Raw genomic sequence first — 23,362 nt, 5'->3', positions numbered from 1 at the left:
GACTAGCCTTTCCGTAATGTTGGGGGGCGGGGACGATGGATGGCGGCTGATTTTCTGCATGTCGAGCAACTGACTGTCGCCTTCGGCGGCATCTTCGCCCTGAAGGACGTTTCGCTGTCGATCGACGAAGGGCGGACGACCGCAATCCTCGGCCCGAACGGGGCCGGCAAGACGACGCTCTTCAACGCGATCTCGGGGGCCGTGCGGCCGACGGCCGGGAAGATCCGGTTCCTCGGCGACGATATCAGCACTCAGTCGCCGAGCAGCCGCTGCCATTCGGGCATCGCCCGCACCTTCCAGATCACTCAGCCCTTCGGCAGCCTGTCGGTCATCGAGAACGTCATGGTCGCCCTCGCCACCAAGGGCGCCTCGATGGCGGAGGCGCGCCGCGAGGCGGCGAGCTATGTCGACTTCGTCGGACTGACGGCCAAGGCGGAGGATCCCGCCAGGGTGCTCAGCACCGGCCAGCGCAAGCGCCTCGAACTCGCCCGCGCGCTGGCGACGCATCCGCGTCTCCTCCTCCTCGACGAGGTGACGGGCGGCGTCGATCGCCCGAGCATTCCCGAATTGCTGTCGCTGATCCGCCGGCTGCGGGAAGAACGGCGGATCACCATCGTCGTCGTCGAGCACAACATGGAAGTGCTGCTCGACCTTGCCGACGATGCGATCTTCCTCAATCGCGGCGAGGTGGTGGTCACCGGCGGCATGGAGGAGGTCGCCGGGCACGAGGCAGTCCGCAGCATCTATCTGGGCGATATCGATGCTGCAGCTTGAGCGGGTGAACGTTCATTATGGTGCGACCCGCGTGCTCTGGGACGTCTCGATGAGCGTCGGCGCCGGCGAGATGGTCGCCGTCATGGGGCCGAACGGCTCCGGCAAGAGCACCGTCCTGAAAGCCGCCATGGGGCTGAAGAAGCCCTCGTCGGGCGTCGTCTCCCTCAATGGCGAGGAATTGCAGGCCAAGCCCGCCACCGTGCGGCCGCAGCGCGGCATGAGCATCGTGCTGGAGCGCCGGCGGCTGTTTCCGCGCATGAGCGTCGAAGAGAACATCATGCTCGGCGCCTATGTGCGGAAAGCTGCCGAAGCGCGCGAGACCTACGACTGGGTGCTGGAGATCCTGCCGGAGATCAAGCCGCATCTGCAGGCGACGGCGGGCCGGCTCAGCGGCGGCCAGCAGCAGATGGTGGCGATCGCCCGGGGGCTGATGGCCGATCCGAAGATCCTGTTGATGGACGAGCCGTTTCTCGGCCTGTCTCCCGCCATGGTGAAGACCGTCCTTGCGATCATGAAGACCATCAACGAACGGGGCGTCGCGATCCTTTTCAACGAGCAGAACGCCAAGCTCTCCTTCGCCGTCAGCCATCGCGGCTATCTCCTGGAGAGCGGCCGGGTGGTGCTTAGCGGATCGGGCGAGGAGATGCTCGAACATCCCGAGGTCAAGCGCGTCTATCTCGGCGTTCGGGAGGCGGCGGCTTGAGCGGCACACACCTCATCGAAACGGTGATCAACGGACTGATCAGCGGGTCGATCTATGCGCTGATCGGCTCGGGACTGGCGCTCATCTACGGCACCACGCGCGTCCTGAACTTCGCCCATGGCGAGCTTCTGATGCTGGCGGGCTATTTCATCCTGCTGTTCGCCGTGACGCTCGGCTGGCCGCTGATCCTTGCCGCCGCCGCGACCATCGTCCTCATCATGGTGCTCGGCGCGTTGCTCCAGCGGGTGACGATCGCCCCGCTGATGAAGCGGGAGGACTGGGCCTTCAGCGTCATCGCCGCGACGATCGGCCTGTCGATCTTCCTGCAGAGCGGCGCCCAGCTCATCTGGGGCGAGCAGTATCAGGGCGTCCCGTATTTCTTCCACGGCGTCGCAGTGATCGGCGAGGTGCGCATGCCCTGGCAGCGCATCGCCATCCTCGTCGTCGCGCTGCTGGTCATGGGGATCTGCGGCCTGATCCTCTACCGCACGAAGCTCGGTCGCATCGTCCGAGCGACGGCGCAGGATGCGGAGGCGGCGCTCGCCGTGGGCATTCCGGCAGGGCGCGTCCATACCATCGTCTTCGCCATCTCCGCGGGCCTCGCCGGCACCGGCGCCATCCTCCTGTCGCCGCTGATCACCGTCAATCCATGGATGGGTGTGTCCTATCTCCTGAAGGGCTTTGCGGTTGTCATTCTTGGCGGCCTCGGCAGCTTCGGCGGTGCCGTCGCGGCGGGCTTCCTGCTCGGCCTGATCGAATCCGTCAGCGTCGCCTTCGTCCCGTCCGAATGGAGCAACGTCATCGCCTTCGCCTTTCTGATCGCCGTGATCACGGCACGGCCCGAGGGTCTTTTCGCCGGGCGCGGCGCGTGAGGGGGACGGGCGATGCTTGAAGTCTTCGGACGGCACCCATTTCGCGCCATCCTGATCTGGGCGCTGCTGCTCGTCGTTGTGCCGTTCCTGCCGCTCGACGACTACGTCCTCCACATCCTGACCCTGTTTTTGATCTTCGCGGTCTTCGCGACGGGCTGGAACCTCACCCTGGGCATATTGGGGCTGAAGACCCTCGGCCATCATGCCTTCTTCGCCATCGGCGCCTATGCCTCGGCGCTGGTGTCGCATTATTTCGGCGTCAGTCCCTGGCTCACCATCTGGCTGGGGGCGATCATCGCCGCGATCGCCGGCATCGTCATCGGCTTTCCGATCCTCCGGATACGCTCGATGCCGCATGTGGCGATCGTGACGCTCGCCTTCGCCGAGATCGTTCGCCTCGTCCTCAGCAATCTGAAGGAGATCACGAGGGGCGAACTCGGCTTCTGGGGCATTCCGCCCTTCGATCCCATCACGATCGGCGGGACGACGGTCCAGTTCGGGCTCGGCAACGCCTTCGGCTCCTTCGCCGTCGCGGCGGTCATGTTCGTCGGCGTCCATCTCCTGCTGCTGATGTTGTTGAAGAGCCGGTCCGGCCTGACCTTCCTCGCCATCCGCGACGGCGAGGCGGCGGCCGAGAGCCTCGGCGTCAAGCTCGCCGCCTGGAAGCTCTTCGCCTTCGGCGTAAGCGCCGCGATCGTCGGGCTCAGTGGCGCCGTCTACGCCCATTACGTCCTGATCCTGACGCCGACCTCCGTCGCGGGGCCGGACATGCTGATCAGCCTCTTGGCGATGATCATCGTCGGCGGCGTCGGCCGCTTCTTCGGCCCGATCTACGGCGCGCTGCTTCTGACCGTCAGCTCCGAGCTGCTACGCGACTTCGGCGACTATCGGATGCTGCTCTACGGCGCGCTGATCGTGGTTTTCGTCTTCATCGCGCCGACCGGCCTCGCCGGCCTGAAGCCGACCTCGTGGCGCAAGCGCCAGGAGGCCGCATCGAAGCCGGCGGAGGCGACCTGAGAATCCGACGGGACACGAAAGACGGCGCCGCCCGGCGTCCGACATCGCAACATGGAGACGGTACAGCATGTCCAATCTCACAGTCCGGAGCCTGCTCGCGGCAGGCATATTCGGGGCAGGCCTCCTCGCCGGTGCCGCCACGGCACAGGACTTCAATGTCACGATCGGCGCTGTCGGTCCCTTGACCGGTCCCGCCGCCAACACCGGCAAGGACCACCGCCAGGGCCTGGAACTGGCGGTCAAGGAGTGGAACGAGGGCAAGGGCGACTACGTCACCAAGAACCCGCCCAAGGTGACCTTCATGATGGAAGACACCTCGGGCAAGCCCGAGGTCGCCATCAGCGCCGCCCAGCGGCTGATCACCCGCGACAAGATCAACATGCTGATCGGCGACACGCTGCACAGCCACGTGACGCTGGCGCTGATGGAGCTGGCGCCGCAGTACAACCTGCCGATCCTCAGCGCCGAGCCGGTCAGCTCGGCGATCGCCGACAAGGTCAAGGCCGATCCGGACCGCTACCAGCTGTACTGGAAGGGCAACTGGAACAGCGATGGCTACGGCACCGCCGTCCACGACTTCTACACCTGGGCTTTCGCCAACGGCACCGTCGACCCTGGTGACAAGAAGATCGCCTTCGTCGTCGAGGACACCGACTACGGCATCGCCAACGCTGAGAAGATCGGCGACCTGTTCAAGGCGGACGGCTGGACCGTCGCTGCGACCGAGACCGTGCCACCGGCAACGACCGACTTCTACCCGCAGCTTTCCAAGCTTCGCGATGCGGGACCCGACGTGATCGTCTCGGTCTTCACCGTACCGAATTCCGGCGTCGCCTTCGTGCGGCAGATGAAGGAGCAGGCGCTGGAGGGCTCGCATCTGGCGATCTACTATCCGACCAAGCCTGAGTTCATGGATCAGGCTGCCGACATCGCCGAGGGCATGTACTGGGCGGCCCTGACCTTCAGCTCCGAGCTCAATCCCGAGCACAAGGCGTTCAGCGACAAGGTCGAAGCCGAATACGGCAATCCCGGCACCTACAGCACCGCCCACGCCTATTGCACCATGGAGATCGCGCTCCGAGCCATCGACGCGGCGGGCAGCACCGATCCGAAGGCGATCGCCGAGAAGCTGAGCGAGACCGACTACGACTGCGTCGTCGGCCGCGCCAAGTTCGGCGAGGACCATGCGGTGCAGTCGGGCCCGGATTTCATCCCCGTTCCGGTCGCGCAGATCCAGGACGGCAAGAACCAGATCATCTGGCCGGAAAACGTCGCGACCGCCAAGCCGCAATGACGTGACGATGCGGCCGCGGGTGTTTCCGCGGTCGCATCTTCGGAGTGCAACGTCAGTCCGGCCAGCGCAGCGCCTTTGCTGTCGTGTGGCGGGGCAGGGCCATGGCGTCGTCCGGTCGCGGGGCGTTCATCACGCGGGTCAGCGCGTCGGCGACCACCTCCGCCTCGCCGGGATGAAGATTGCACGGATCGAGGAAGAAGAAGCCGAGTTCGGCTTCGTGGTCCCGCACGACGATCGGCGGCTCGCCCGCCGCGAGGGCCTTCGCAAGTCCCGTCGCGGTGAAGCCGCTGTCCGGCGAGACGACGACTTCCAGCCGGTCGAGCGGGTTGTGCGTCGGGTCCGGCAGGATCGTGGCGTGAAGGCCCGGAAGGGCGTTCACGGTCTTCTGCCACAGGTCGAGCGCCGCCGTCTCACGGGCTCTGATGCCGTCGTGATCGCGCTTCTCCCAGGCTTCCAGCGCCGCCATCACGCCGGCGATCGATTCCTTGCCGACCTTCATGCCTCGGCCGATCCCCTTGTTCTGGAGATAGGCGGCGCGCACGAGATCCTTGCGGCCGGCGACGATGCCGCTGGTCGGGCCGGAGAGGAATTTGTGGCCGGAATAGATGACGATGTCGGCGCCGCGGTCGAGAAAGCCGCGGAGGTCGTATTCGGAGGCCGCATCGACGATCACCGGCACGCCGCGCGGCCGGCAAATCTCGGCCACTTGTTCGAGACTCACCTGGCCGAACTGCACGGTGTGATGGCTGACGACGAAGAGCAGGGCGGCGGTGTTTTCGTTGATCGCGCTCTCGATGTGGTAGGGCATGACCTGCGTCGCCGTGCCGGCGAGCACGACCTTGCCGCCGGCGAGGCGGATCGACTGGTCGACCGGCGCGCCGTAGTTCACCGCGTGGCCGAGCTGCAGGATCACCTCGTTCTTCAGGCTGCAGGTCCGGTCCGGCAGCTTCTCGATGGCGAGGAAATCGGTGCCGGTCATCGCCCCGGCGATGCTCATCGAGATGCCCGCGGCGCAGCAGGCGGTGACGAAGCCGGCTTCGCCGCCGGTGAGCCGCGAGATGACGGCGCTCGCGCGGCGCTGCAGGTCGTCCATCTCGACCCATTGCGGGGCGATTTCGGCCATCGCGGCGATCGCGTCCTCATGCATGATCGAGGCGCCGAGGGAGGTCATGGTCCCGGAGACGTTGATTACCGAACGCAGGCCGTGACGGGCCCGGTAGTCGCTGTTGTGGTGGAGTGAAGCGCTCATCGCGAAAAATCCCAACTGTCAGAAGTGTGAAGCCCTGAAGCGGGCGAGGAAGGAAAACAGGCGGGGATTGGCCTCGGCGGAGGCGATCAGCTCCACCGGCGGACCTTCGGCGGCGATCGTGCCGTCGGCCATGAAGACGATGCGGGAGGAGGCGTCGCGGGCAAAGGCGATCTCGTGCGTGACCATCAGCATGGTCATGCCCTCGGCGGCCAGCCCGCGGACCACCTCCAGCACCTCGCCCACGAGTTCGGGATCGAGGGCCGAGGTGATCTCGTCGAGAAGCAGGATCTTCGGCTCCATCGCGACGGCTCGGGCGATGCCGACGCGCTGCTGCTGGCCGCCGGACAGTTCGGACGGCAGTGCCTCGGCCTTGTGGCCGAGCCCGACGCGCCCCAGCCAGTGGCCGGCGATCTCGCGGGCTTCCGCCTTTGTCTTGCGCCGCACCTTGGTCAGCCCGAGCATGACGTTCTGGGCGGCGGTGAGATGGGGAAAGAGATTGAAGCTCTGGAACACCATGCCGGTCTCGGCCCGCATGCGCGCGAGTGCCCGCTCGCCCCGCCGCTTGCGGCCCTCGGTATAGCCGACCTCCGCGCCGTCGATGCGGACCGAGCCGCCGTCGTAGGTTTCCAAAAAGTTGATGCAGCGCAGAAGCGTGGTCTTGCCGCTTCCCGACGGGCCGATCACCGCCACCACCTCGCCGCGCCCGACATCGAGGTCGATCGACTTCAGCACCTCGGTCCGACCGAAGGATTTCTTCAGATCGCGGATCGTCAGAAGCGGTTCATGCATCGCTCAGGCCTGGACATGGGAAAGGCGGCGTTCCAGCCGGCGCGACAGCGTCGACAGCGAGAAATTGATGACGAAATAGATGAAGGCGCCGAGCACGTAGAGCGGCATCGCCTCGTAGGTGCGGCCGATGACCTGGTTGATCGCATGCATCAGGTCGGTGACGCCGAGCAGCGAGACCAGCGCCGAGCCCTTCACCGCATCGGTAACGCCGTTGATCCAAGGCGGCAGGAAGCGGCGCAGCGCCTGGGGAAAGATCACGCTGGTGAGCCGCTCGGAGAAGGTCAGGCCGATTGCCATTCCCGCTTCGCTCTGGCCGCGCGGGATCGATTCCACCGCCCCGCGGACATATTCGATGACCTGCGCGGTCTTGAACAGCGTCAGGGCCGTCACGGCGGCCCAGAAGGAATCGAAGTCGACGCCGATCGCCGGGAAGCCGTAATAGACGAAGAAGATCAGCACCAGGATCGGGATGCCGCGGATGGTGTCGGAGAACAAGCGGGTGAAGAGCCGCAAGGGCAGGGGCCCGTAGATCAGCGCGCATCCGAGGACGAGGCCGGCGACGAGCGAGATCGAAACCGTCAGGAGCGAGACCAGGACGGTGATCCAAAGCCCCTCCATCAGGAAGGGCAGCGCATAGATCATCGCGTCAAGCATTGCGCGCCACCTGGAAACGACGCTCCACGAGCCGCAGGCCGAAAAGCATGACGTAGCCTGTCACGAGATACATGGCCGTCGCGACGAGATAGGCCTCGACGATCCGGAAGGTGTTGAGGTTGATCCACTGGGCGCCCCAGGTCAGTTCCGGCACGGCGATGACGGAGGCGATGGAGGTGTCCTTGAATAGCGAGATGAAGGTGTTCGACAGCGCCGGCAGGGAAATCCGGACCATCGCCGGGAGACGCACATAAGCGAGCCTTTGCAGCGGCGTCAGGCCGATGGCGCGCCCGGCATCGATCTGGCCCTGCGGAATGGCTTCGAGACCCGAACGGAAGACCTCGACGAGATAGGCGCCCGCGTAGATCGACAGTGTCGCGACGAAGGAGGTGGTGGCGTCGTAGCGGATATCGACGATCTGCGGCAGGCCGTAGAAGACGAGATAGACGAGCAGGATCAGCGGCGTGTTGCGGAACGCCTCGACATAGACGGCGATCGCCATCCGCGTGAAGCGGCCGCCGGAGACGTAGATCACCGCCAGCACGAGACCGATCGCGATGCCGATGGCCAGCGAGATGACGGCGAGTTCGAGGCTCAGGGCGAGCCCGCCCCACAGCTTGTCGAAGTTTCGCCAGACGACCGAGAAATTGAGACTGTAGCCCATCCGCGCCTTCCACATGGCGTCGAGGCGGCCGCTGCCGCCCCGACGCCACTTGGCCTTAGATCTTCGGGAAGCCCGGCACGCGCTCGGGCGGCTTCTCGCCGAAATACTCCTCGAACGCAGCGTCGTAGAGCGCCGTCTCGTGACCGAACATGGCGATGGTGAAGGCCGTGTTGACGAAGTGCAGCCAGTCGAGATCGCCCTGCTTCATCGCCGCGCCGTAGAGCTGGCTGTGCCAGGACTTGCCGGAATCGAAATAGCGGTCGGGATTGCGCTTCACCAGCCAGCGAACCGTCGAAAGATCCACCACGGCGGCATCGGCCCGTTTGGCATCGACCGCCTGCAAGACGTTCGCCTGGGTGTCGAGCTGCATCACCGTGGCTTCCGGAAGCACCTCGTGCACCGTTCCCTCGGCGTCGACATTCTGCAGGATCGCGATCCGTGCACCGGAGCCGGCAGCCTTCAGCTTGTCGAAATCGTTGTTCTCGGTGCCTGGCGTCGAGATCAGCGCCACGCCCTCGACGTAATAGGGGCGGGAGAAGTTGACGAGTTGCGCCCGTTGGCCGCTCATCGTCATGAACTGGACGACGATGTCGACCTTGCCGGTGTTGACGTTGGGAATGCGCTGCGCCGGATCCTGGAGGACGAATTCGACGGCGTTCTCGTCGTCGAACAGGGCCTTGGCGAGAATGTGCCCCATCGTGACGTCCATGCCGACCAGCTTGCCGGCCTCGTCCTCGAAGTGCCAGGGCGCATTGGTGGAGCCAGTGCCGACCAGAACCTTGCCGCGATCGATCACCGTGCGAAGCAGGCTGTCCGGCGCCGACTGGGCGGCGGCCTGCTTTGCCGAGAGCACCTGCGCTCCCGCCACCAATCCGGCCGAGGCGGCGCCCAGCGCGCCCAATTTCAGAAAGTCCCTGCGCATCGTCGCCATCGTGGCGCTCTCCTGTCCGAGTTGATCGATCGACTGCCTGTTCACTTATCTCTTATAATGGAATATCTCCCTTTATAAGAGCATAGGCTATCCCAGAGGCGAACAAATGCAAGGCAAAAAATCTGCGTGACGCCGCGATGGGCAGTACGTCCGAACGATGGCCAGGAGCCGCTGAGTTCATCCGAGCTTGTGTCATGACGAGGCGTGCAACTTCAGCTTGACCCAGGTGCCACGTCCCTTATTCCGCAATGAAATTGAAACGAGGATGCGATGAACGAGATGCCCCGGAGCCGGACCAGCGGGATAGACCGGGCGCTGCAGGTCATGGACATGCTGGTCGAACGGCGCGCGCCGATGTCCGCCTACGACCTCGCCAAGAGCGTCGGCGCGCCGATCTCGACGATCTACCGGCTGGTCGACGAACTCGTCGAGCGGGAGATGCTGTCGCGCGGGCCGGACAACTCGGTCTGGCTCGGCGCCCGGCTGATGCGCTACGGGCTGGTCTATCGCCAGAAGATGGACGCCTTCGACCGGGCCGAGGAGGAGATGCAGCGGCTCGTCGCCGCGGCTGGCGAGACCGTGCAGATCTGCACCCGCGACGGCGGCATGATGCTGGTGGTGGCGATGGAGGAGGGGCCGGGACATTTTCAGGTCGCGTCCAAAGTCGGCACCCGGGTCCCGCTGAACTGGACGGCCTCCGGCCGGCTGCTGCTCGGCCATCTCGGCGACGAGGAGCGGTTCGCCGCCTTCGCCGCCTCGGCCCGCCCTTCGGCGACGGGGATCGCCGAAACCGATCCGGCCAGGCTCTCGGCTCAGGCGAGGCTCGACTTCGAAAGCCGGCTGGCGGTGCAGTTCAACGCCAGCGAATATTCCGTCGCCTGCATCGCCGCGCCGATCCGTGACGAGACCGGCGCCTGCGTCGCGACGATCTCGATCGTCCTGCCGGACCGCAAGGCCGAGGAGCGCCAGGCCGAGCTTGCGGATGCCGTGAGGGAGGCAGCCGCGGCGGTCGAGCGCTCGCTCGGCCGCTGAGCCGGCCCGGCCGCTTCCGCCGGGCCCCGTCAGGCCGGAGCGCGGCGACCTCGACGCCTCACGCACGTTCGAAGATTGCCTCGACCTCGACGGTGATGCCGTTCGGCAGCGACGAGACGCCGAAAGACGACCGGGCGTGGACGCCGCTTGCACCGAAGACGGCGGCAAGAAGGTCCGACGCTCCGTCAATGACGAAGGAATGGCGCTCGAAGTCCGGCGCCGCATTGACGAGGCCGAGCAGCTTGACGACGCCGCGGACGGCGTCGAGGCTGCCGCAATGGCCGCGCAGCGCCGAGAGGATGTTGATGGCGACGATCTCTGCATGGCCCCGGGCAGCCTCCGCATCGACGGTGTCGCCGACTTTGCCGCGCATCAGGCTGCCGTCCTGAAGAACCGGCCCCTGGCCGGAGACGTAAAGCAGCGAGCCGCACTCGCGGACGTTGGTGAAGGAGCCGATCGGGACCGGTGGGGCCGGCGGCAGCGCGATCCGCGCGGCCGTCAGCCTGGCTTCGGGTGTGTCTGCGCCATCGGGCGTGGGGGATGCCATCGTCGTCATGAAACCTCAAAGTTGGATGCAATGGGCGAAGCGCCCCTGGCCGACGGTCCCGGGAAAGCCTCCTGCAGATCGATCATCTCGCCGATCTGGTCACAGATGGAGGACGACGGACCGAGGGAGGATATCGGCCCCTGAGAGATCATCGCGATCTCGCGAACGCGCATCCGCCGGGGGAATCGATTCATCCTTCTATTACTCTATTAGGTAATATCATCCATAATAGAGGATGGTGATCGCGTCAGGCCGTGCTGTCAAGTCGCGTCGGGCTTTCGACCCTGTTCCCTTGCAGATCATCTCGGATAGAATCCGCCGCGGTCATCCTGCCGCGGCTCGGATAAGGAACTGGCCGAGCCCGTGGCGGACGACGCCATGCCATGCGGGATCTCCCGAAACCTCACGAGGATCGTCGAAAGCTATGTTCCTGAACTCTGCGCGCATATACGCCTTCGAAAGCGGCGGGATCCGCCCCGTCATCCTTCGCCTCGAAACGGACGAGGGCATCGTCGGCCTCGGCGAAGCCGCCGTCGCCTATGGGGTCGGCGCGAGCGCTGCGACCGCGATGCTGAAGGAACTCGCCGCACGCTTCCTGACCGGCCGGATCGATCCATTTCGCATCGAGGCGATCACCGCCTCGATCCGCGACTTCTCCTTCTGGGCCAAGGGCGGCGGGCCGATCCTCAACGCGGCTCTGAGCGCGATCGAGCAGGCGCTCGTCGACATCAAGGCCCGCAGCCTGAACGTCCCCGCCTACGACCTCCTCGGCGGCCGGCTGCGGGACGATCTGCGAGCCTATGCCAATGGCTGGTACTTCGGCTGCGCCTCCGATGCCGAGTTGCCGGCCGCTGCAGAAAAGGCCGTCGCGGACGGCTATGACGGTCTGAAATTCTACCCCTTCGCGACGATCCTGCCCGATGGCCGCCTGCGCCATCCGGCGCTGCGCGGCGCCGCCGACCGGGATCTCGTACGGCGCGGCATTGCCCGCGTCGCCGCCGTGCGTGATGCCGTGGGCCCGGATGTCGAACTGATGCTGGATCTGTCCGCCGGCCTCACCCCGTCGGACACGATCCGGTTCTGCCGTGCGATCGAGCCTTACGAGATCGCTTTCGTCGAGGAGCCGACCGAGCCGGACGATCTCGGCGCGCTGCAACTGATCTCCCGCTCCATCTCGCAGCCGATCGCCGTCGGCGAACGCCTCTATGGCCGGCAGGGCTTCCGCGATCTTCTGGAAAGCCGCAGCGTTGCGATCATCCAGCCCGATCTCGGCAATACCGGCGGTATCTGGGAAGGCCGCAAGATCGCCGCCATGGCCGAGGCCTACGGGCTGAAGGTGCAGCCGCATATCTGCGCGAGTTCGCTCTCGACCGCGATCGGAGCGCATTTCAGCGCCGCAATCCCGAACTTCTACGTCCAGGAGCATTTTCCCTATTGGGACCGCACGCTCGGCCATGTCGAAGTCCTGAAGAATCCGCTGGAGACGCGGGTCGCGAACGGGCGCATCCCCATCGACGATGCGCCGGGCTACGGCGTCTTGCTCGACGAGGAGCGGCTTTCGGACTTCGTCTTCGCCGAGATCGGTCTTCGCTGATGGGGCGCGGCCGGTGAACATCCAGCATTTCGCCGCCTTTCGCGCGGTCATGATGACGGGCACGGTCAGCGGGGCGGCCGAAATCCTGGGGCGAAGCCAGCCGGCCGTCAGCCGGCTGCTCGACCGGCTGGAGGCCGAGCTCGGACTGGCGCTGTTCGAGCGCAGAAAGGGCCTGATCCGGCCGACGGCCCAGGCGCACCGGCTGCTCGACGAGGTCGAGCGCGCCTATGTCTCGCTCGATTCCCTGCAAAATCTCGCCACGCGCCTTGCCAAGGGGCAGGGCAATCAGGTCAGCCTCGCCATCCTGCCGGCCCTCGGCATGGGCTTCATGCCGCGCGTCATTGCCAGGTTTCGGCAGGACTGGCCGGAGACCCGGGTCAGCCTCAACATCCGCATGTCGACCACCGTTGAGGAATGGGCCGCCGGCCAGCAGGTGGATTTCGGCTTTGCCGAGATGCCGGTGCGCCGCTCCGGTTTCGAGACGGATATCTTCTCGAACGCGCCCTATGTCGCGGCCGTTCCGAGCGGCCACGAACTCGCCGATCGCTCCTGCCTGACGCCCGAGGACCTCCGCAAGGGGCCGATGATCAACTGGACGCCCTTCGTCTCGGCCCGCCACCTCATCGATCAGGTGATGGTCACCGCCGGCGTGCGGATCGAGGCGCTTTGCGAGACGAGCCTCTCGGGCGCCGCCTACGAGATGGTCAAGCAGGGGCTCGGGATCGCCATCGTCGATCCCTATACGGCGGTCCTGCAGGCCGACGAGAGGATCCGACTGATCCCGTTCCGGCCGGCGATCCCCTTCAACCTCGCCTTGCTGCGCCCGGAATCGCGCGGCGCGACGCCGGCGGTCGAGCACATGCTCTTCCTGGCAAGAAACCTGCGGGACGAGATCCTCGCTCAGGTCCCGACCTGACCGGCAACGGCGCGGAGATATCCGCGGGCCACGATATAACATTTACGCATAACCATCGCCATATTTTCAATTTTGAACATTTCAAACCGTTCTGCATAGTCGGCTCCGGAACCGCTCGATCGGGGATGAAATGGGGCAGGCGCTGGCCGAAATCGCGGGATCGCAATGGGACGTCGCCGTCATCGGGGCGGGGATCAACGGCGCCGCCACCGCGCGCGAACTGACCCTGGCCGGATACACGGTGCTACTCTGCGAGAAGGGCGATTTCGCCGGAGGGGCCTCGGGCCGCTCGTCCCGCATGCTCCATTGTGGCCTGCGCTATTTCGAGGCGGAAGCACCCGTTCGGACCTTCGGCCTCCATCCGCGACGCCTTGTCGACGCCATGACGATGGCGCGGGCGGGCATGAAGGCCCGACACGAGATCGCGGCGACCGCGCCGGAGGCCGTGAAGCCTTTCACCATGTGCTTTCCTGTCTATCCTGAAAGCCCCGTCAGGCCGTGGCACCTCGATGTCGGTCTGAGGCTTTTGCAGCAGCTCGGCCCGAGTGAGCCGCCGCTCGACTACCAAAAGATCACCACCGATTTCGACGCACGGCTCCCATTCGCGAAGGACCTGCGGAACCGCGATCGCCTGGAATCGATCGCGACCTATCGCGAATACGTCTTCGACTGGCCGGAGCGGTTCTGCGTCGATGCCGCACTCGAGGCCGAGGCGCATGGTGCGACGGTGCTGAACTTCTGCAGGGCGCGGCTCGTCGAGCGCGACCCGGCTGGCCGCTGGGAGATTGCGCTGGAGGCGCAGGACGGATCGGCAGCCAGGGTCTCTGCGCGCCTTGTCCTCAACATGGCCGGCACCTGGATCGACGGTGTGAATGCGGGAGCGGGCGAAAAGCCCAGTCGCTCCCGTCGCCTCATCCGCGGCACCAAGGGAAGTCACGTCATGGTGCGGCTGCCCGAGGCCTATCGCGGCTACGGCATCGCCACCATGCACCGACAGGGCATGCCGTTCTATTGCCTGCCCTCCCATGACGACTTCTTCTATTTCGGGCCGACGGAAACGCCGTTCGAAGGGGATGCGGGAGACGTCGCCGCGACCGGGGCGGAAATCGACTTCCTTCTCGGCGAGGCGAATTTCCTCCTGCCGGGCCTCCGCCTGAGGCGCGAGGACGTCGTCTTCACCTGGGCCGGGGTGCGGCCGCTCACCTTCGACGCGGATCAGCCGATGGGGCGGCGGTCGCGTGAAATCCACGATCTCTCCGCCGACGGACTGCCGGGCGTCCTCGCCATGACGGCGGGACCGGTGATGTCGCATCGCGGCGCTGCGAGGACGATGCGCGAACGGGCGGAGGCCGTGCTCGGCAAGCCTGACAAGGCAATGGGCGGCGAACCGACACCGTGGCGGATCGCCAAGGACGCCCCGCGCCTCTCCGAACCCGAACCCGCCGGAAACCTTCGCCGGGCGGCGCTGCGCCGGGCCGTCAGCGAAGAACACGCCCGGGATTTGAAGGGCATTCTCTACACGCGTACGGCGCTGGCCTGGCGGCGGCATCTGGCGCGTCATGAGGTCGAGGAGGCAGCCGCCTCGGTCGCGGACCTCCTCGCCTGGACACCCGAGCGCGCGGCCGAAGAGGTCGACCACTTCCTCGCCTACCAACGAACCGTGTTTCGAGCCGGAATCCCCGATCGATCTTATGCAATGCCAACCTCAACAGGAGACATGCAGCCATGAATTCGATTGCCACAATCACGCGCCTTCCCGTCCTTGCCGCCGTCATGGGAGCGACGTTTCTCGCTGCGGCTGCTCCTGCAAAGGCGGATGGTGGGAAGCTGGAGGAGATCCTCGATCGCGGCACGCTGCGTGTCGGCGTGCTGGGAGCCTTCAAGCCCTGGTCGTTTCCCTCGCCCGACGGTTCCCAGCAGGGCATCGAGGTCGATCTCGCCCAGAGCGTCGCCGACACCCTCGGTGTGAAGCTCGAGCCGGTCGTCGTCACCTCGGCGAACCGCATGCAGTTCCTGCAGCAGGGCAAGATCGACGCGATCATCGGCGGCATGTACGACACTGCCGAGCGTCGCCAGGTCATCGGCATCATCGAACCGGCCTACTGGACTTCCGGCCCGACCCTGATGGCCAAGGAAGGCGCGGTGGCGAGCTGGGACGACATCAAGGGCAAGCCGGTCTGCGCCAAGCAGGGCGCCAACTACAACAAGCAGGTCCAGCAGGATTACGGGCCGCGCCTCGTCGCCTTCGCCGGCAACACCGAAGGCAAGGCCGCGCTTCGGGCCGGAAAGTGCGTCGCCTGGCTCTATGACGATGCGAGCATCATGGCCGATCTCGCCTCCGGCGAGTGGGACGGCTACACGATGCCGGTCTCCGTGCTTTACAACAATCCCTGGGCCTCGGCCGTTCCGATCGAGGAGCTCGACAAGCCCTGGGGCGTCTTCATGACCGGCATGGCCTACAAGTGGCAGGCCGACGGGAAGCTCGTCGAGCTCGAGAAGAAGTGGGAGGTCAAGCCCTCCGACTGGATCGCCGAGCAGCACAAGCGGCTCGAATGGGACGAGAGCTATCTCCAGGGCCAATGACATCGGCCGAAGGAAGATGCCCCTGAGACCATCGCGCACAGGACCGTAGCTTGTTCGAGCTGATTGCCCCGATCTTCCAGCGTCTCGCCGACGAGACGGGATGGAACTTCATCATATTCTACGACCGCTACGAATATGATCGGTTCGTGACGGGCATTTCGATCTCGCTGCAGCTCATCCTGTGGTCGATCCTTCTTTCTCTCGTCATCGGAGTGCTGGGCGCGTGGGTGCAGACCGCGCGCTCGGCGCTGCTGCGGGGGATCGTCGACGGCTACATCCAGCTGTTCCGCAACACGCCGCCGCTGATCCAGCTGTTGTTCTTCTATTTCGGCCTCGGTGCCTTCACGCCGCAGGTCGACATGGGCGGCTATTACGAGCCGATGATCTCGTCCTTCACCTGGGCGGTCCTCTCCCTTGGGATCTTCGGCGGCGCCTTCAACGTCGAGATCTTCCGCTCCGGTATCGAGGCCGTGCCCAAGGCCACCGCCGAGGCGGCCGAGAGCCTGTGCTTCTCGTCCTGGCAGACCTACGCCTACGTCACCCTGCCGCTGGCCTTCCGCATCAGCCTGCCGGCGCTGACCAACAACCTCGTCTCCTTGGCGAAGACCACCTCGCTCGCCTACGTCATCTCGGTCCCGGAAATGACCTACACGCTGAACCAGGTCTGGTCGGACAACATCAACGTGCCGGAGATGATGGTCGTCCTCTTCCTGTTCTACGTCGTCGTCGTCAGCCTGATCGCGGCGGGGCTGCACGTGCTCGAAAAGCGCCTCGCACTGCCGGGATACGGCCGATGAAGGCGCCGGTGAAAGCCTTTCGGATCGACGTCGAGGCGGTCTCGTCCTTCCTGCCGAGCCGAGCGCTGCGCGGCTGGCACGGAATCCTGCTTCTGGCGCTGCTCCTCACCAGTCTCGCCATCGCTACGGCCCATGCCCAGAGCGGTGGCGGAACCGGGCCGCAATCGCCGCTCGCTACGCTCATCGAGTGGATCCCGTTCATCCTCAGGGGCTTCCTCCTCAATCTCGGCATGAGCTTCCTCGCCATGGCGATCGCCACCGTGCTTGGCATCGGGCTCGGCCTCTTGCAGCTCAGCCGGACGCGCTTCCTCAGCGTCCCGGCCTGGCTGGTGACGCATCTCTTCCGCAATTCGCCCTGGCTGGTGATCCTCTTCGTCGTCATGCTCCTCGTGCCGTTCGAGCTTCAACTGCCCGGCGGCGGGACCTTCGTCATGTCGGACTGGCTGAAGGCCACCTTCGCCTTCTCGCTGCCGGTCATGGCGAATTTGAGCGAGATCGTCCGCGGTGCGATCGTCTCGATCCCGAAGGGCCAGTGGGAATCGGCCGAGAGCCTCGCCTTCACCCACGGCCAGACGCTGCGTTGGATCATCCTGCCGCAATGCGTCAAGCGGGCGATCCCGCCCTGGATGAACTGGTACGCGCTGCTCGCCATGGCGACGCCGATGGCCTCGATCCTCGGGGTGCGCGAGGCGGTCGGGAACGCTCAGGCCGCCATGGAGGCGGCGGGGGCGCGACCGGAACTCCTCGTCCCGTTCTACCTGTTCCTGCTGCTTCTGTTCTTCGCCTACATCTACCCGATTTCCATCTGGACCCGAATGATCGAGCGCAAATATGCCGTCGAATCCTGAGATTTCCCCGCATCGGGCGGCGCCGGCAAACTGGACCCCGGACATGCCGCTGGTGTCGATCAAGGACGTCCACAAGTCCTTCGGCAAGCTGGAGGTGCTGCGCGGGGTCAGCCTGGACGTCAAGAAGGGCGAGGTGGTGTGCATCATCGGCCCGTCCGGTTCCGGAAAGTCGACGCTGATCCGCTGCATCAACGGCCTCAACGACATCCAGAAGGGCTCGATCCTGGTCGAGGGCCAGGAGGTCAACGACCCCAAGCTCGACAAGTTGGCCCTGCGCAAGAAGGTCGGCATCGTCTTCCAGCAGTACAACCTCTTTCCCCACAAGACGGCGCTCGAAAACGTCATGATGGCACCGGTGAAGGTGCTGAAGGAGCCGAGGCGCGAAGTCGAGGAGCGGGCGCGGGCGCTGATCGCCAAGGTGCGGCTTTCCGGCAAGGAAGACGTCTATCCCGGCCATCTCTCCGGCGGTCAGCAGCAGCGCGTGGCGATCGCCCGCAGCCTCGCCATGCGGCCCGACGTGATGCTGTTCGACGAGGTCACCGCGGCCCTCGATCCCGAGACGGTCAAGGAGGTGCTCCTGACGATCAAGGAACTCGCCGCCGAGGGCATGACCTGCATTCTCGTGACGCACGAAATGGGCTTTGCCCGGGAGGTCGCCGACCACGTGTATTTCACCGACAGGGGCGTGATCGTCGAGCACGGGCCGCCCGAGGAGCTTTTCACCAAGGCGAAGGACGAGCGCACCCAGCGTTTTCTGAGCCAGATCTTCTAAGCGCTCGCCCGAAACGGGCAGCGGACGCCACGGTCGGACGGACAGCCGTTCAGCCGGCGCTACCACTTTGACGAAAGTTACGAGAACGCCATGCTGGATAATCCAGAGACTTCGAATTCCCCCCAAGGGGACCCGCCGGGAACGTCCTCGAAGGATCCCTTGCTGCAGCCTTTGACGATCAAGCATCTGACCCTGCGCAACCGCATCATGAGCACCAGCCACGCCTGCGGCCTGGAGGTCGGCGGCATGCCGCAGGAGGCCTATCAGCGCTACCATCTGGAAAAGGCCAAGGGCGGGCTCGCTTTGTCCATGTTCGGCGGTTCGTCCAACGTCGACAGGGATTCGCCGAACATCTTCCGCCAGCTCAACGTCGGCTCCGACGCGATCATCCCGCATCTCCAGCAGTTCTCGGAGCGGATGCATGAGGCGGGCGCTGCGCTGATGTGCCAGATCAGCCATCTTGGCCGGCGCGGCGATCCCTATGCCGGCGACTGGCTGACCACCATCGCGCCGTCCCCTTTGCGCGAGACGCTTCATCGCAGCATCCCGAAGGAGATGGACGAGCACGACATCGACCGGGTGGTGAAGGCCTATGGCGCGGCGGCGCGGCGCTGCAAGGAAGGCGGGCTCGACGGCATCGAGACGCTGTCTGCCGGCCATCTCATCGGCCAGTTCCTGTCGCCGGTGACGAACCGGCGCACCGACCGCTTCGGCGGCTCCCTGGAAAACCGCTGCCGCTTCGCGCTGATGGTCCACGAAGCGATCCGCGAGGCAACCGACGACGACTTCCTCGTCGGCATCCGCTTCGTCGTCGACGAGGCGACGCCGGGCGGCATGAATTTCGACGAATGCGTGAAGGCCGCGCAGATCCTGACGCGGGCAGGGGCGGTCGACTTCTTCAACGCCATCTACGGCACGATGGACACGACCCGGGCGCTCGCCGAGGAGAACATGCCGGGCATGGGCTCGCCGCTGGCTCCCTGGGTCGAGCCGGTCGGCGCCTTCCGCCGCGAGGTCGGGCTGCCGGTCTTCCATGCCGCGCGGATTTCCGATCTCGCTTCGGCGCGTTTTGCCGTCGCCGAAGGCAAGGTCGACATGGCGGGCATGACCAGGGCCCAGATCGCCGATCCCCACATGGTGGAAAAGCTCGCCGCCGGCCGCGAGGACCAGGTGCGCCCCTGCATCGGCGCGACCCATTGCCAGTCGCCCTACCGCCCCTCCTGCCTCCACAATCCGGTGACCGGTCGGGAGACTGTGCTCAGCCACGTCACCGCGCGGGCGACAGGGCCGAAGCGCAAGGTCGTCGTCGTCGGCGGCGGTCCGGCCGGGCTCGAGGCTGCCCGGATCAGTTCCGAACGCGGCCACGACGTCTCGCTCTACGAGGCGGCCGCCGACGTCGGCGGGCAGATCCTCCTCGGCGCGACCGGCTCCTGGCGCCGCGACCTCATCGGCATCGTCGAATGGCGCGTCGCCGAGCTGGAACGCCGCGGCGTTCCCATTCACACCAACAGCTACATGGAGGCGGGCGACATCACCGCGCTCGGCCCCGACGTGGTGATCCTCGCCACCGGTGGCCTGCCGCAGGTCGATCTGTCGGAAGGCAGCGAGCTTTGCGTCAGCACCTGGGACATCGTCTCCGGCCAGACACCGGTCGGTCGCGACGTCCTCGTCTATGACGGCACCGGGCGCCATCCGGCGCCGCTCGCGGCCGAGCGGGCGAAGGAAGCGGGCGCCAACGTCACCTACGCGACGATCGACGCCAATCTCGCCGAAGAGCTGACCTATGCCGAGCGGCTGCGCTGGAAGAAACGCTTCCTGTCGCTCGGGCTCCAGCCGATATCGGACACGCGGCTTCTCGCCGTCCGCCGCCGCGACAATCAGCTCGAGGCCGTGTTGCTGAACGAAGTCTCCCGCGAGGAGAAGGCCGTGCCGGTCGATCAGGTGATCGTCGAGCAGGGCAGCATCCCGATGAACGAGCTTTTCGAGGAGCTGCGGACGGCCTCGTCGAACGAGGGCGTCACCGCCATCGAGAGCTTCGTGCGGGCCGCACCCCAACCGAAAGCGGCACGGGACGGATTCGAACTCCACCGTATCGGCGACGCGGTGTCCAGCCGCAACATCCATGCCGCCATGCTGGACGCGGTCCGCATCTGCAGCCCGCTCTGACGATCGGCGCTCCGACGGGTCGGCCGATCGACTCGGACATCAACTCAAGACTTAGGAAAAAGGACACCTGCCTCATGCAATTCGATCGCTTCAAAGTGCTCACCTTCGACGTCGTGGGAACCCTCATCGATTTCGAGAAGGGCCTGCTCGACGGTTTTCGTGCCTTCGGCGGACCTGCAGCCCGCGACCTCAGCGACGACGACATCTTCGGTCCCTATGTCGAGGCCCGCGACATCCATCCCGGCCGTGCCAGCCAGGTCATGGGGGAGGTCTATCAGCATGTCGCCGGCAAGCTCGGGCTCGACTCCAGCGAGGCTGCGGCCGTCGCGTTCCAGGCACACGTGCTCAAATGGCCGGCCTTCCCGGACTCGGTCGCCGCGCTGAAGCGCCTGCGCAAGCGCTTCCGCCTCGTTGCGATGACGAATGCCGACCGGGTGATCTTTTCCAGCTACTCCCACACGCTCGACAACCCTTTCCATGAGGGTGTCACCCTGGACGACGTCGGGATCCCGAAGCCGAATCCCCGCTTCTTCGACTACAACCGGGGCCGCCAGTCGGCCTTCGGCTACAAGCAGGACGAGATCCTGCACGTCGCGCAGAGCCAGTATCACGACATCGGCGTGGCGCGGGAACTCGGCTATTCCGTGTGCTGGATCGAGCGGCGGCAGGGGCAGAAAGGCTTTGGCGGAACGCCGGTACCGAAGGAGGTGACGAAGCCGGACTTCCATTTCGCGACCCTCGCCCAGCTGGCCGACGCGATCGACGCCGACATGGCCGGCGAATGGTGACCACCGCGGCACCCGGCAGGGACGGGGCGAGGGGGGCCTCCGCGGCTGGATGGCCGGCCTCGCTCTGGATGGAAACGGCGCGTCCGCGCCCGGCCCTTGGCGGGACGGGCGGGCAGGACGGCGTCGACGTCGTGATCGTCGGCGGCGGTTATACCGGACTGTCTGCGGCCCAACGTTTCGTCGAGCGGGGCCTTCGGCCGCTGATCGTCGAGGCGAACGGCATCGGTTGGGGGGCGAGCGGGCGAAACGGCGGGGTGGTGTCGCCGAAGTTTCGGTTCGCAATTCCCGCCATCGCCCGCCGCCACGGTCTCGATGTGGCGCGGCGCATGGCCGAACTCGGCCACGAGGCGGTCGCTGCCGTCGAGGAGGCGGTGCGGCGCGACGGGATCGACGACGCCGACCTCACCATGACCGGCAATCTGCGCTGCGCCCACTCCCAGAGCGCCTTCGACGCCTTGAAGGCCGAGGCGCGGACCATGCGGGAGGATTTCGGCGACGAGACGAGCCGCATCCTCGACCGCGACGAAGTGGCCGAGGAGACCGGCTCGGCCGATTTCATCGGCGGCGTGCTGGTCTCCCACGCCGGTCTCATCCATCCCCTGAATTATGCCCTCGGTCTTGCCGAGGGTTTGCGGGGACGCGGCGTCGGCATTTGGGAGGGTGCTCCGGCGACGTCCGTCCGTCAGGATGGCTCCGGGGTGGTGGTCGAGACGCCTGTGGGGACGATCCGGGCGAATCGGGTGCTCCTGGCGACGAACGGCTATTCCGACATCGCGCCGGGAACGGCCGCGATTCGTCGTTCCGTCATACCCTTCCGCAGCGCCATGGTCGCCACCGGGCCGCTCTCCGAAGAGCTTCGCGCCCGGCTCCTACGCCACGGCCGCAGCTATTCGGAGACGCGTCGGATGATGCGCTGGTTCCGGCCTTATCGGGACCGGCTGATCTTCGGCGGCCGCGGCGCCTTCGGCAAAAACGACAGCCAGGCGGCGTTCGGCGCGCTGGAGCGGGCGATGCACCGCGTCTTTCCGGACCTGCGGGACGTTCCGGTCACCCATCGTTGGTCCGGCCTTGTCGCCATGACCCTCGACGCCGTGCCGCAGGTCGGCCGGCTGGACGACAGGATCTCGTTCGCGCTGGGTTATAATGGCGCAGGCATCGCCATGGCCTCGCTGATGGGCCGATACGCCGCCGACGTCACCCTCGGCGACCGGCCGGATCTTGCTCTTCTCGGCCCGCGAAAACTGAGCAACGTGCCGTTCTATCCGTTGCGGGAACCAGCCGTGCGGCTCACCGCCGGCTGGTACCAGTTCCTCGACACGATCGGTCGATAGAGATCTTCCGTCACCGCATCACGTCGTCGCCAAGAGCCTCTCGGATGGCAGATCCGAGAGGCTCTTGGCCGATGTCGCCGGGGCTCAGAGCCCGAGCTTGCCCTTCACCGCGGCAAGACCCGGCTCGCCCTCGAAGGTGGTCACGCCTGCCAGCCATTCGTCGAGCAGCTCGGGATGCTTGCCGATCGCCTCCTTGGCCGCCTCGTCCGCCGAGATGCCGTCCGTGAGGATCCGCGACATCATGGCGTTCTCCAGGTCGACGGAGAAGGTCATGTTCTCCAAAAGCTTGGTGAGGTTCGGACAGTCTTCCGCAAAACCCGGACGGGCAACGGTGCGCACCTCGGCCGATCCCATGTTGGGTCCGAAATACTCGTCGCCGCCCTTCAGATAGGTCAGCTTGTATTCGGTGTTCATAGGATGTGGCTCCCAGGCCGGGAAGACCACCCACTTGTCCGAGCGCTCGGCCCGCTGCACCTGCGAGAGCATGCCCTGCTCGGAGGATTCGACCAGCTTCCAGTCGCCGAGCCCAAAGGCGTCGTCGTCGATCATCCGCAGCATGTTCTGGTTGACCGAGGCACCGGCCTCGATGCCGTAGATCTTGTGATCGAACTTGTCGGCATTCTTCGCCAGATCGTCGAAGGAGGTGACGCCCGCCTCGGCGACGTAGTCCGGCACGGCGAGGGTGAAGCGGTTGCCCGAGAGGTTGACCTTCAAGACGTCCAGCTCGCCCTTCTCCACCATCGGATCGACGATCTTGGTCTGGGTCGGCATCCAGTTGCCGAGGAAGATGTCGAGCTCGTCGCCCGCGAGGCCGCGGAAGGTGATCGCAACCGACAGGGTCTTGATGTCGGCCTGATAGCCGAGCGGTCCGAGCACGCTTTTCAGGAGGGCGTTGGTGGAGGAGATGTCGGTCCAGCCCGGGTCCGAATAGCGCACGGTCTGGCAGGATGCCGGCTCCTTGGCCATGGCGGTGCCGGCGAGGACGAGCGAGAGGGCGGCGGTCGTCTGCAAGAGCTTGATCATTCCGTTTCCTTTCTTCCG

The 23,362-nt window shown here is 65.8% G+C and carries 23 protein-coding genes; 16 read left to right on the top strand and 7 right to left on the bottom strand.

The window, feature by feature from the left end; translation table 11 throughout:
* The first annotated feature begins 39 nt into the window (after positions 1–39).
* The 5 genes from GTK09_RS04345 to GTK09_RS04325 all read left to right on the top strand — a co-directional run bounded on the left by GTK09_RS04345 (position 40) and on the right by GTK09_RS04325 (position 4,660).
* Positions 40–774: an ABC transporter ATP-binding protein gene (locus tag GTK09_RS04345; RefSeq protein ID WP_163461257.1), complete on the top strand. Its 735-nt coding sequence runs from the start codon at positions 40–42 to the stop codon at positions 772–774.
* Positions 761–1,477, top strand: a complete 717-nt coding sequence (locus GTK09_RS04340) for an ABC transporter ATP-binding protein (RefSeq protein WP_163461256.1) — start codon at positions 761–763, stop codon at positions 1,475–1,477. Before GTK09_RS04345 ends, GTK09_RS04340 begins: the two co-directional genes overlap by 14 nt.
* A complete protein-coding gene (locus tag GTK09_RS04335) occupies positions 1,474–2,349 on the top strand; it encodes a branched-chain amino acid ABC transporter permease (RefSeq protein ID WP_163461255.1) in 876 nt (291 codons plus the stop codon). The genes GTK09_RS04340 and GTK09_RS04335 overlap by 4 nt, the downstream gene beginning before the upstream one ends.
* Positions 2,350–2,361: 12 nt before the next feature.
* Positions 2,362–3,366, top strand: coding sequence for a branched-chain amino acid ABC transporter permease (locus GTK09_RS04330; RefSeq protein WP_163461254.1), 1,005 nt, complete (start codon positions 2,362–2,364; stop codon positions 3,364–3,366).
* A gap of 67 nt (positions 3,367–3,433) precedes the next feature.
* Positions 3,434–4,660, top strand: coding sequence for an ABC transporter substrate-binding protein (locus GTK09_RS04325; protein ID WP_163461253.1), 1,227 nt, complete (start codon positions 3,434–3,436; stop codon positions 4,658–4,660).
* 52 nt (positions 4,661–4,712) lie between these two features.
* Here the strand turns inward: GTK09_RS04325 and GTK09_RS04320 are convergent, their stop codons facing one another.
* From GTK09_RS04320 to GTK09_RS04300, 5 genes are read right to left on the bottom strand one after another with little or no spacing between them, the layout of a single operon-like run.
* The gene (locus GTK09_RS04320; RefSeq protein ID WP_163461252.1) at positions 4,713–5,909 is read right to left on the bottom strand and encodes an aminotransferase class V-fold PLP-dependent enzyme; all 1,197 of its coding nucleotides are present in this window, start codon (positions 5,907–5,909) and stop codon (positions 4,713–4,715) included.
* Positions 5,910–5,927: 18 nt separating this feature from the next.
* Complete coding sequence (locus GTK09_RS04315; protein ID WP_163461251.1) at positions 5,928–6,698, bottom strand: amino acid ABC transporter ATP-binding protein; 771 nt, start codon at positions 6,696–6,698, stop codon at positions 5,928–5,930.
* 3 nt (positions 6,699–6,701) lie between these two features.
* Positions 6,702–7,352, bottom strand: a complete 651-nt coding sequence (locus tag GTK09_RS04310; RefSeq protein WP_163461250.1) for an amino acid ABC transporter permease — start codon at positions 7,350–7,352, stop codon at positions 6,702–6,704.
* Positions 7,345–8,016, bottom strand: a complete 672-nt coding sequence (locus GTK09_RS04305) for an amino acid ABC transporter permease (RefSeq protein WP_163461249.1) — start codon at positions 8,014–8,016, stop codon at positions 7,345–7,347. Before GTK09_RS04305 ends, GTK09_RS04310 begins: the two co-directional genes overlap by 8 nt.
* Positions 8,017–8,071: 55 nt before the next feature.
* Positions 8,072–8,947 (bottom strand): transporter substrate-binding domain-containing protein, encoded by an 876-nt coding sequence (locus GTK09_RS04300; RefSeq protein WP_163461248.1) that lies wholly within the window; start codon positions 8,945–8,947, stop codon positions 8,072–8,074.
* A gap of 270 nt (positions 8,948–9,217) precedes the next feature.
* On the opposite strand from GTK09_RS04300, the gene GTK09_RS04295 reads away from it, so the two are divergent.
* Positions 9,218–9,979 (top strand): IclR family transcriptional regulator, encoded by a 762-nt coding sequence (locus GTK09_RS04295; RefSeq protein ID WP_163461247.1) that lies wholly within the window; start codon positions 9,218–9,220, stop codon positions 9,977–9,979.
* A gap of 58 nt (positions 9,980–10,037) precedes the next feature.
* On the opposite strand, the gene GTK09_RS04290 is transcribed toward GTK09_RS04295, so the two are convergent.
* Positions 10,038–10,535: a RidA family protein gene (locus GTK09_RS04290; RefSeq protein ID WP_246217690.1), complete on the bottom strand. Its 498-nt coding sequence runs from the start codon at positions 10,533–10,535 to the stop codon at positions 10,038–10,040.
* 415 nt (positions 10,536–10,950) lie between these two features.
* Here GTK09_RS04290 and GTK09_RS04285 point away from each other — a divergent pair, with 415 nt between their 5' ends.
* From GTK09_RS04285 to GTK09_RS04240, 10 genes are all read left to right on the top strand, one after another.
* A complete protein-coding gene (locus tag GTK09_RS04285; RefSeq protein ID WP_163461246.1) occupies positions 10,951–12,120 on the top strand; it encodes a mandelate racemase/muconate lactonizing enzyme family protein in 1,170 nt (389 codons plus the stop codon).
* A 13-nt stretch (positions 12,121–12,133) separates the two neighbouring features.
* The gene (locus tag GTK09_RS04280) at positions 12,134–13,036 is read left to right on the top strand and encodes a LysR substrate-binding domain-containing protein (protein ID WP_163461245.1); all 903 of its coding nucleotides are present in this window, start codon (positions 12,134–12,136) and stop codon (positions 13,034–13,036) included.
* 130 nt (positions 13,037–13,166) lie between these two features.
* A complete protein-coding gene (locus tag GTK09_RS04275) occupies positions 13,167–14,765 on the top strand; it encodes an FAD-dependent oxidoreductase (protein WP_163461244.1) in 1,599 nt (532 codons plus the stop codon).
* Positions 14,762–15,619, top strand: coding sequence for a transporter substrate-binding domain-containing protein (locus GTK09_RS04270; protein WP_163461243.1), 858 nt, complete (start codon positions 14,762–14,764; stop codon positions 15,617–15,619). Before GTK09_RS04275 ends, GTK09_RS04270 begins: the two co-directional genes overlap by 4 nt.
* Before the next feature lie 50 nt (positions 15,620–15,669).
* Positions 15,670–16,416, top strand: a complete 747-nt coding sequence (locus GTK09_RS04265; protein WP_163461242.1) for an amino acid ABC transporter permease — start codon at positions 15,670–15,672, stop codon at positions 16,414–16,416.
* Positions 16,413–17,264, top strand: a complete 852-nt coding sequence (locus GTK09_RS04260) for an ABC transporter permease subunit (protein WP_163461241.1) — start codon at positions 16,413–16,415, stop codon at positions 17,262–17,264. Before GTK09_RS04265 ends, GTK09_RS04260 begins: the two co-directional genes overlap by 4 nt.
* Positions 17,265–17,307: 43 nt before the next feature.
* Positions 17,308–18,036 (top strand): amino acid ABC transporter ATP-binding protein, encoded by a 729-nt coding sequence (locus tag GTK09_RS04255; RefSeq protein ID WP_163461454.1) that lies wholly within the window; start codon positions 17,308–17,310, stop codon positions 18,034–18,036.
* Positions 18,037–18,126: 90 nt separating this feature from the next.
* The gene (locus GTK09_RS04250; protein WP_163461240.1) at positions 18,127–20,202 is read left to right on the top strand and encodes an NADH:flavin oxidoreductase; all 2,076 of its coding nucleotides are present in this window, start codon (positions 18,127–18,129) and stop codon (positions 20,200–20,202) included.
* 74 nt (positions 20,203–20,276) lie between these two features.
* Positions 20,277–20,990: an HAD-IA family hydrolase gene (locus GTK09_RS04245; protein WP_163461239.1), complete on the top strand. Its 714-nt coding sequence runs from the start codon at positions 20,277–20,279 to the stop codon at positions 20,988–20,990.
* Between the two features lie 68 nt (positions 20,991–21,058).
* Positions 21,059–22,321: an NAD(P)/FAD-dependent oxidoreductase gene (locus GTK09_RS04240; RefSeq protein ID WP_246217689.1), complete on the top strand. Its 1,263-nt coding sequence runs from the start codon at positions 21,059–21,061 to the stop codon at positions 22,319–22,321.
* An 84-nt stretch (positions 22,322–22,405) separates the two neighbouring features.
* Here GTK09_RS04240 and choX read toward each other — a convergent pair whose 3' ends face one another.
* Positions 22,406–23,344, bottom strand: coding sequence for a choline ABC transporter substrate-binding protein (choX, locus tag GTK09_RS04235; RefSeq protein WP_163461237.1), 939 nt, complete (start codon positions 23,342–23,344; stop codon positions 22,406–22,408).
* Positions 23,345–23,362: the final 18 nt, after the last annotated feature.

The organism is Jiella pacifica, from assembly GCF_010500815.1.
Classification (GTDB): Bacteria; Pseudomonadota; Alphaproteobacteria; order Rhizobiales; family Rhizobiaceae; genus Jiella; species Jiella pacifica.
This window is presented reverse-complemented; position numbering and strand designations above follow the sequence as displayed.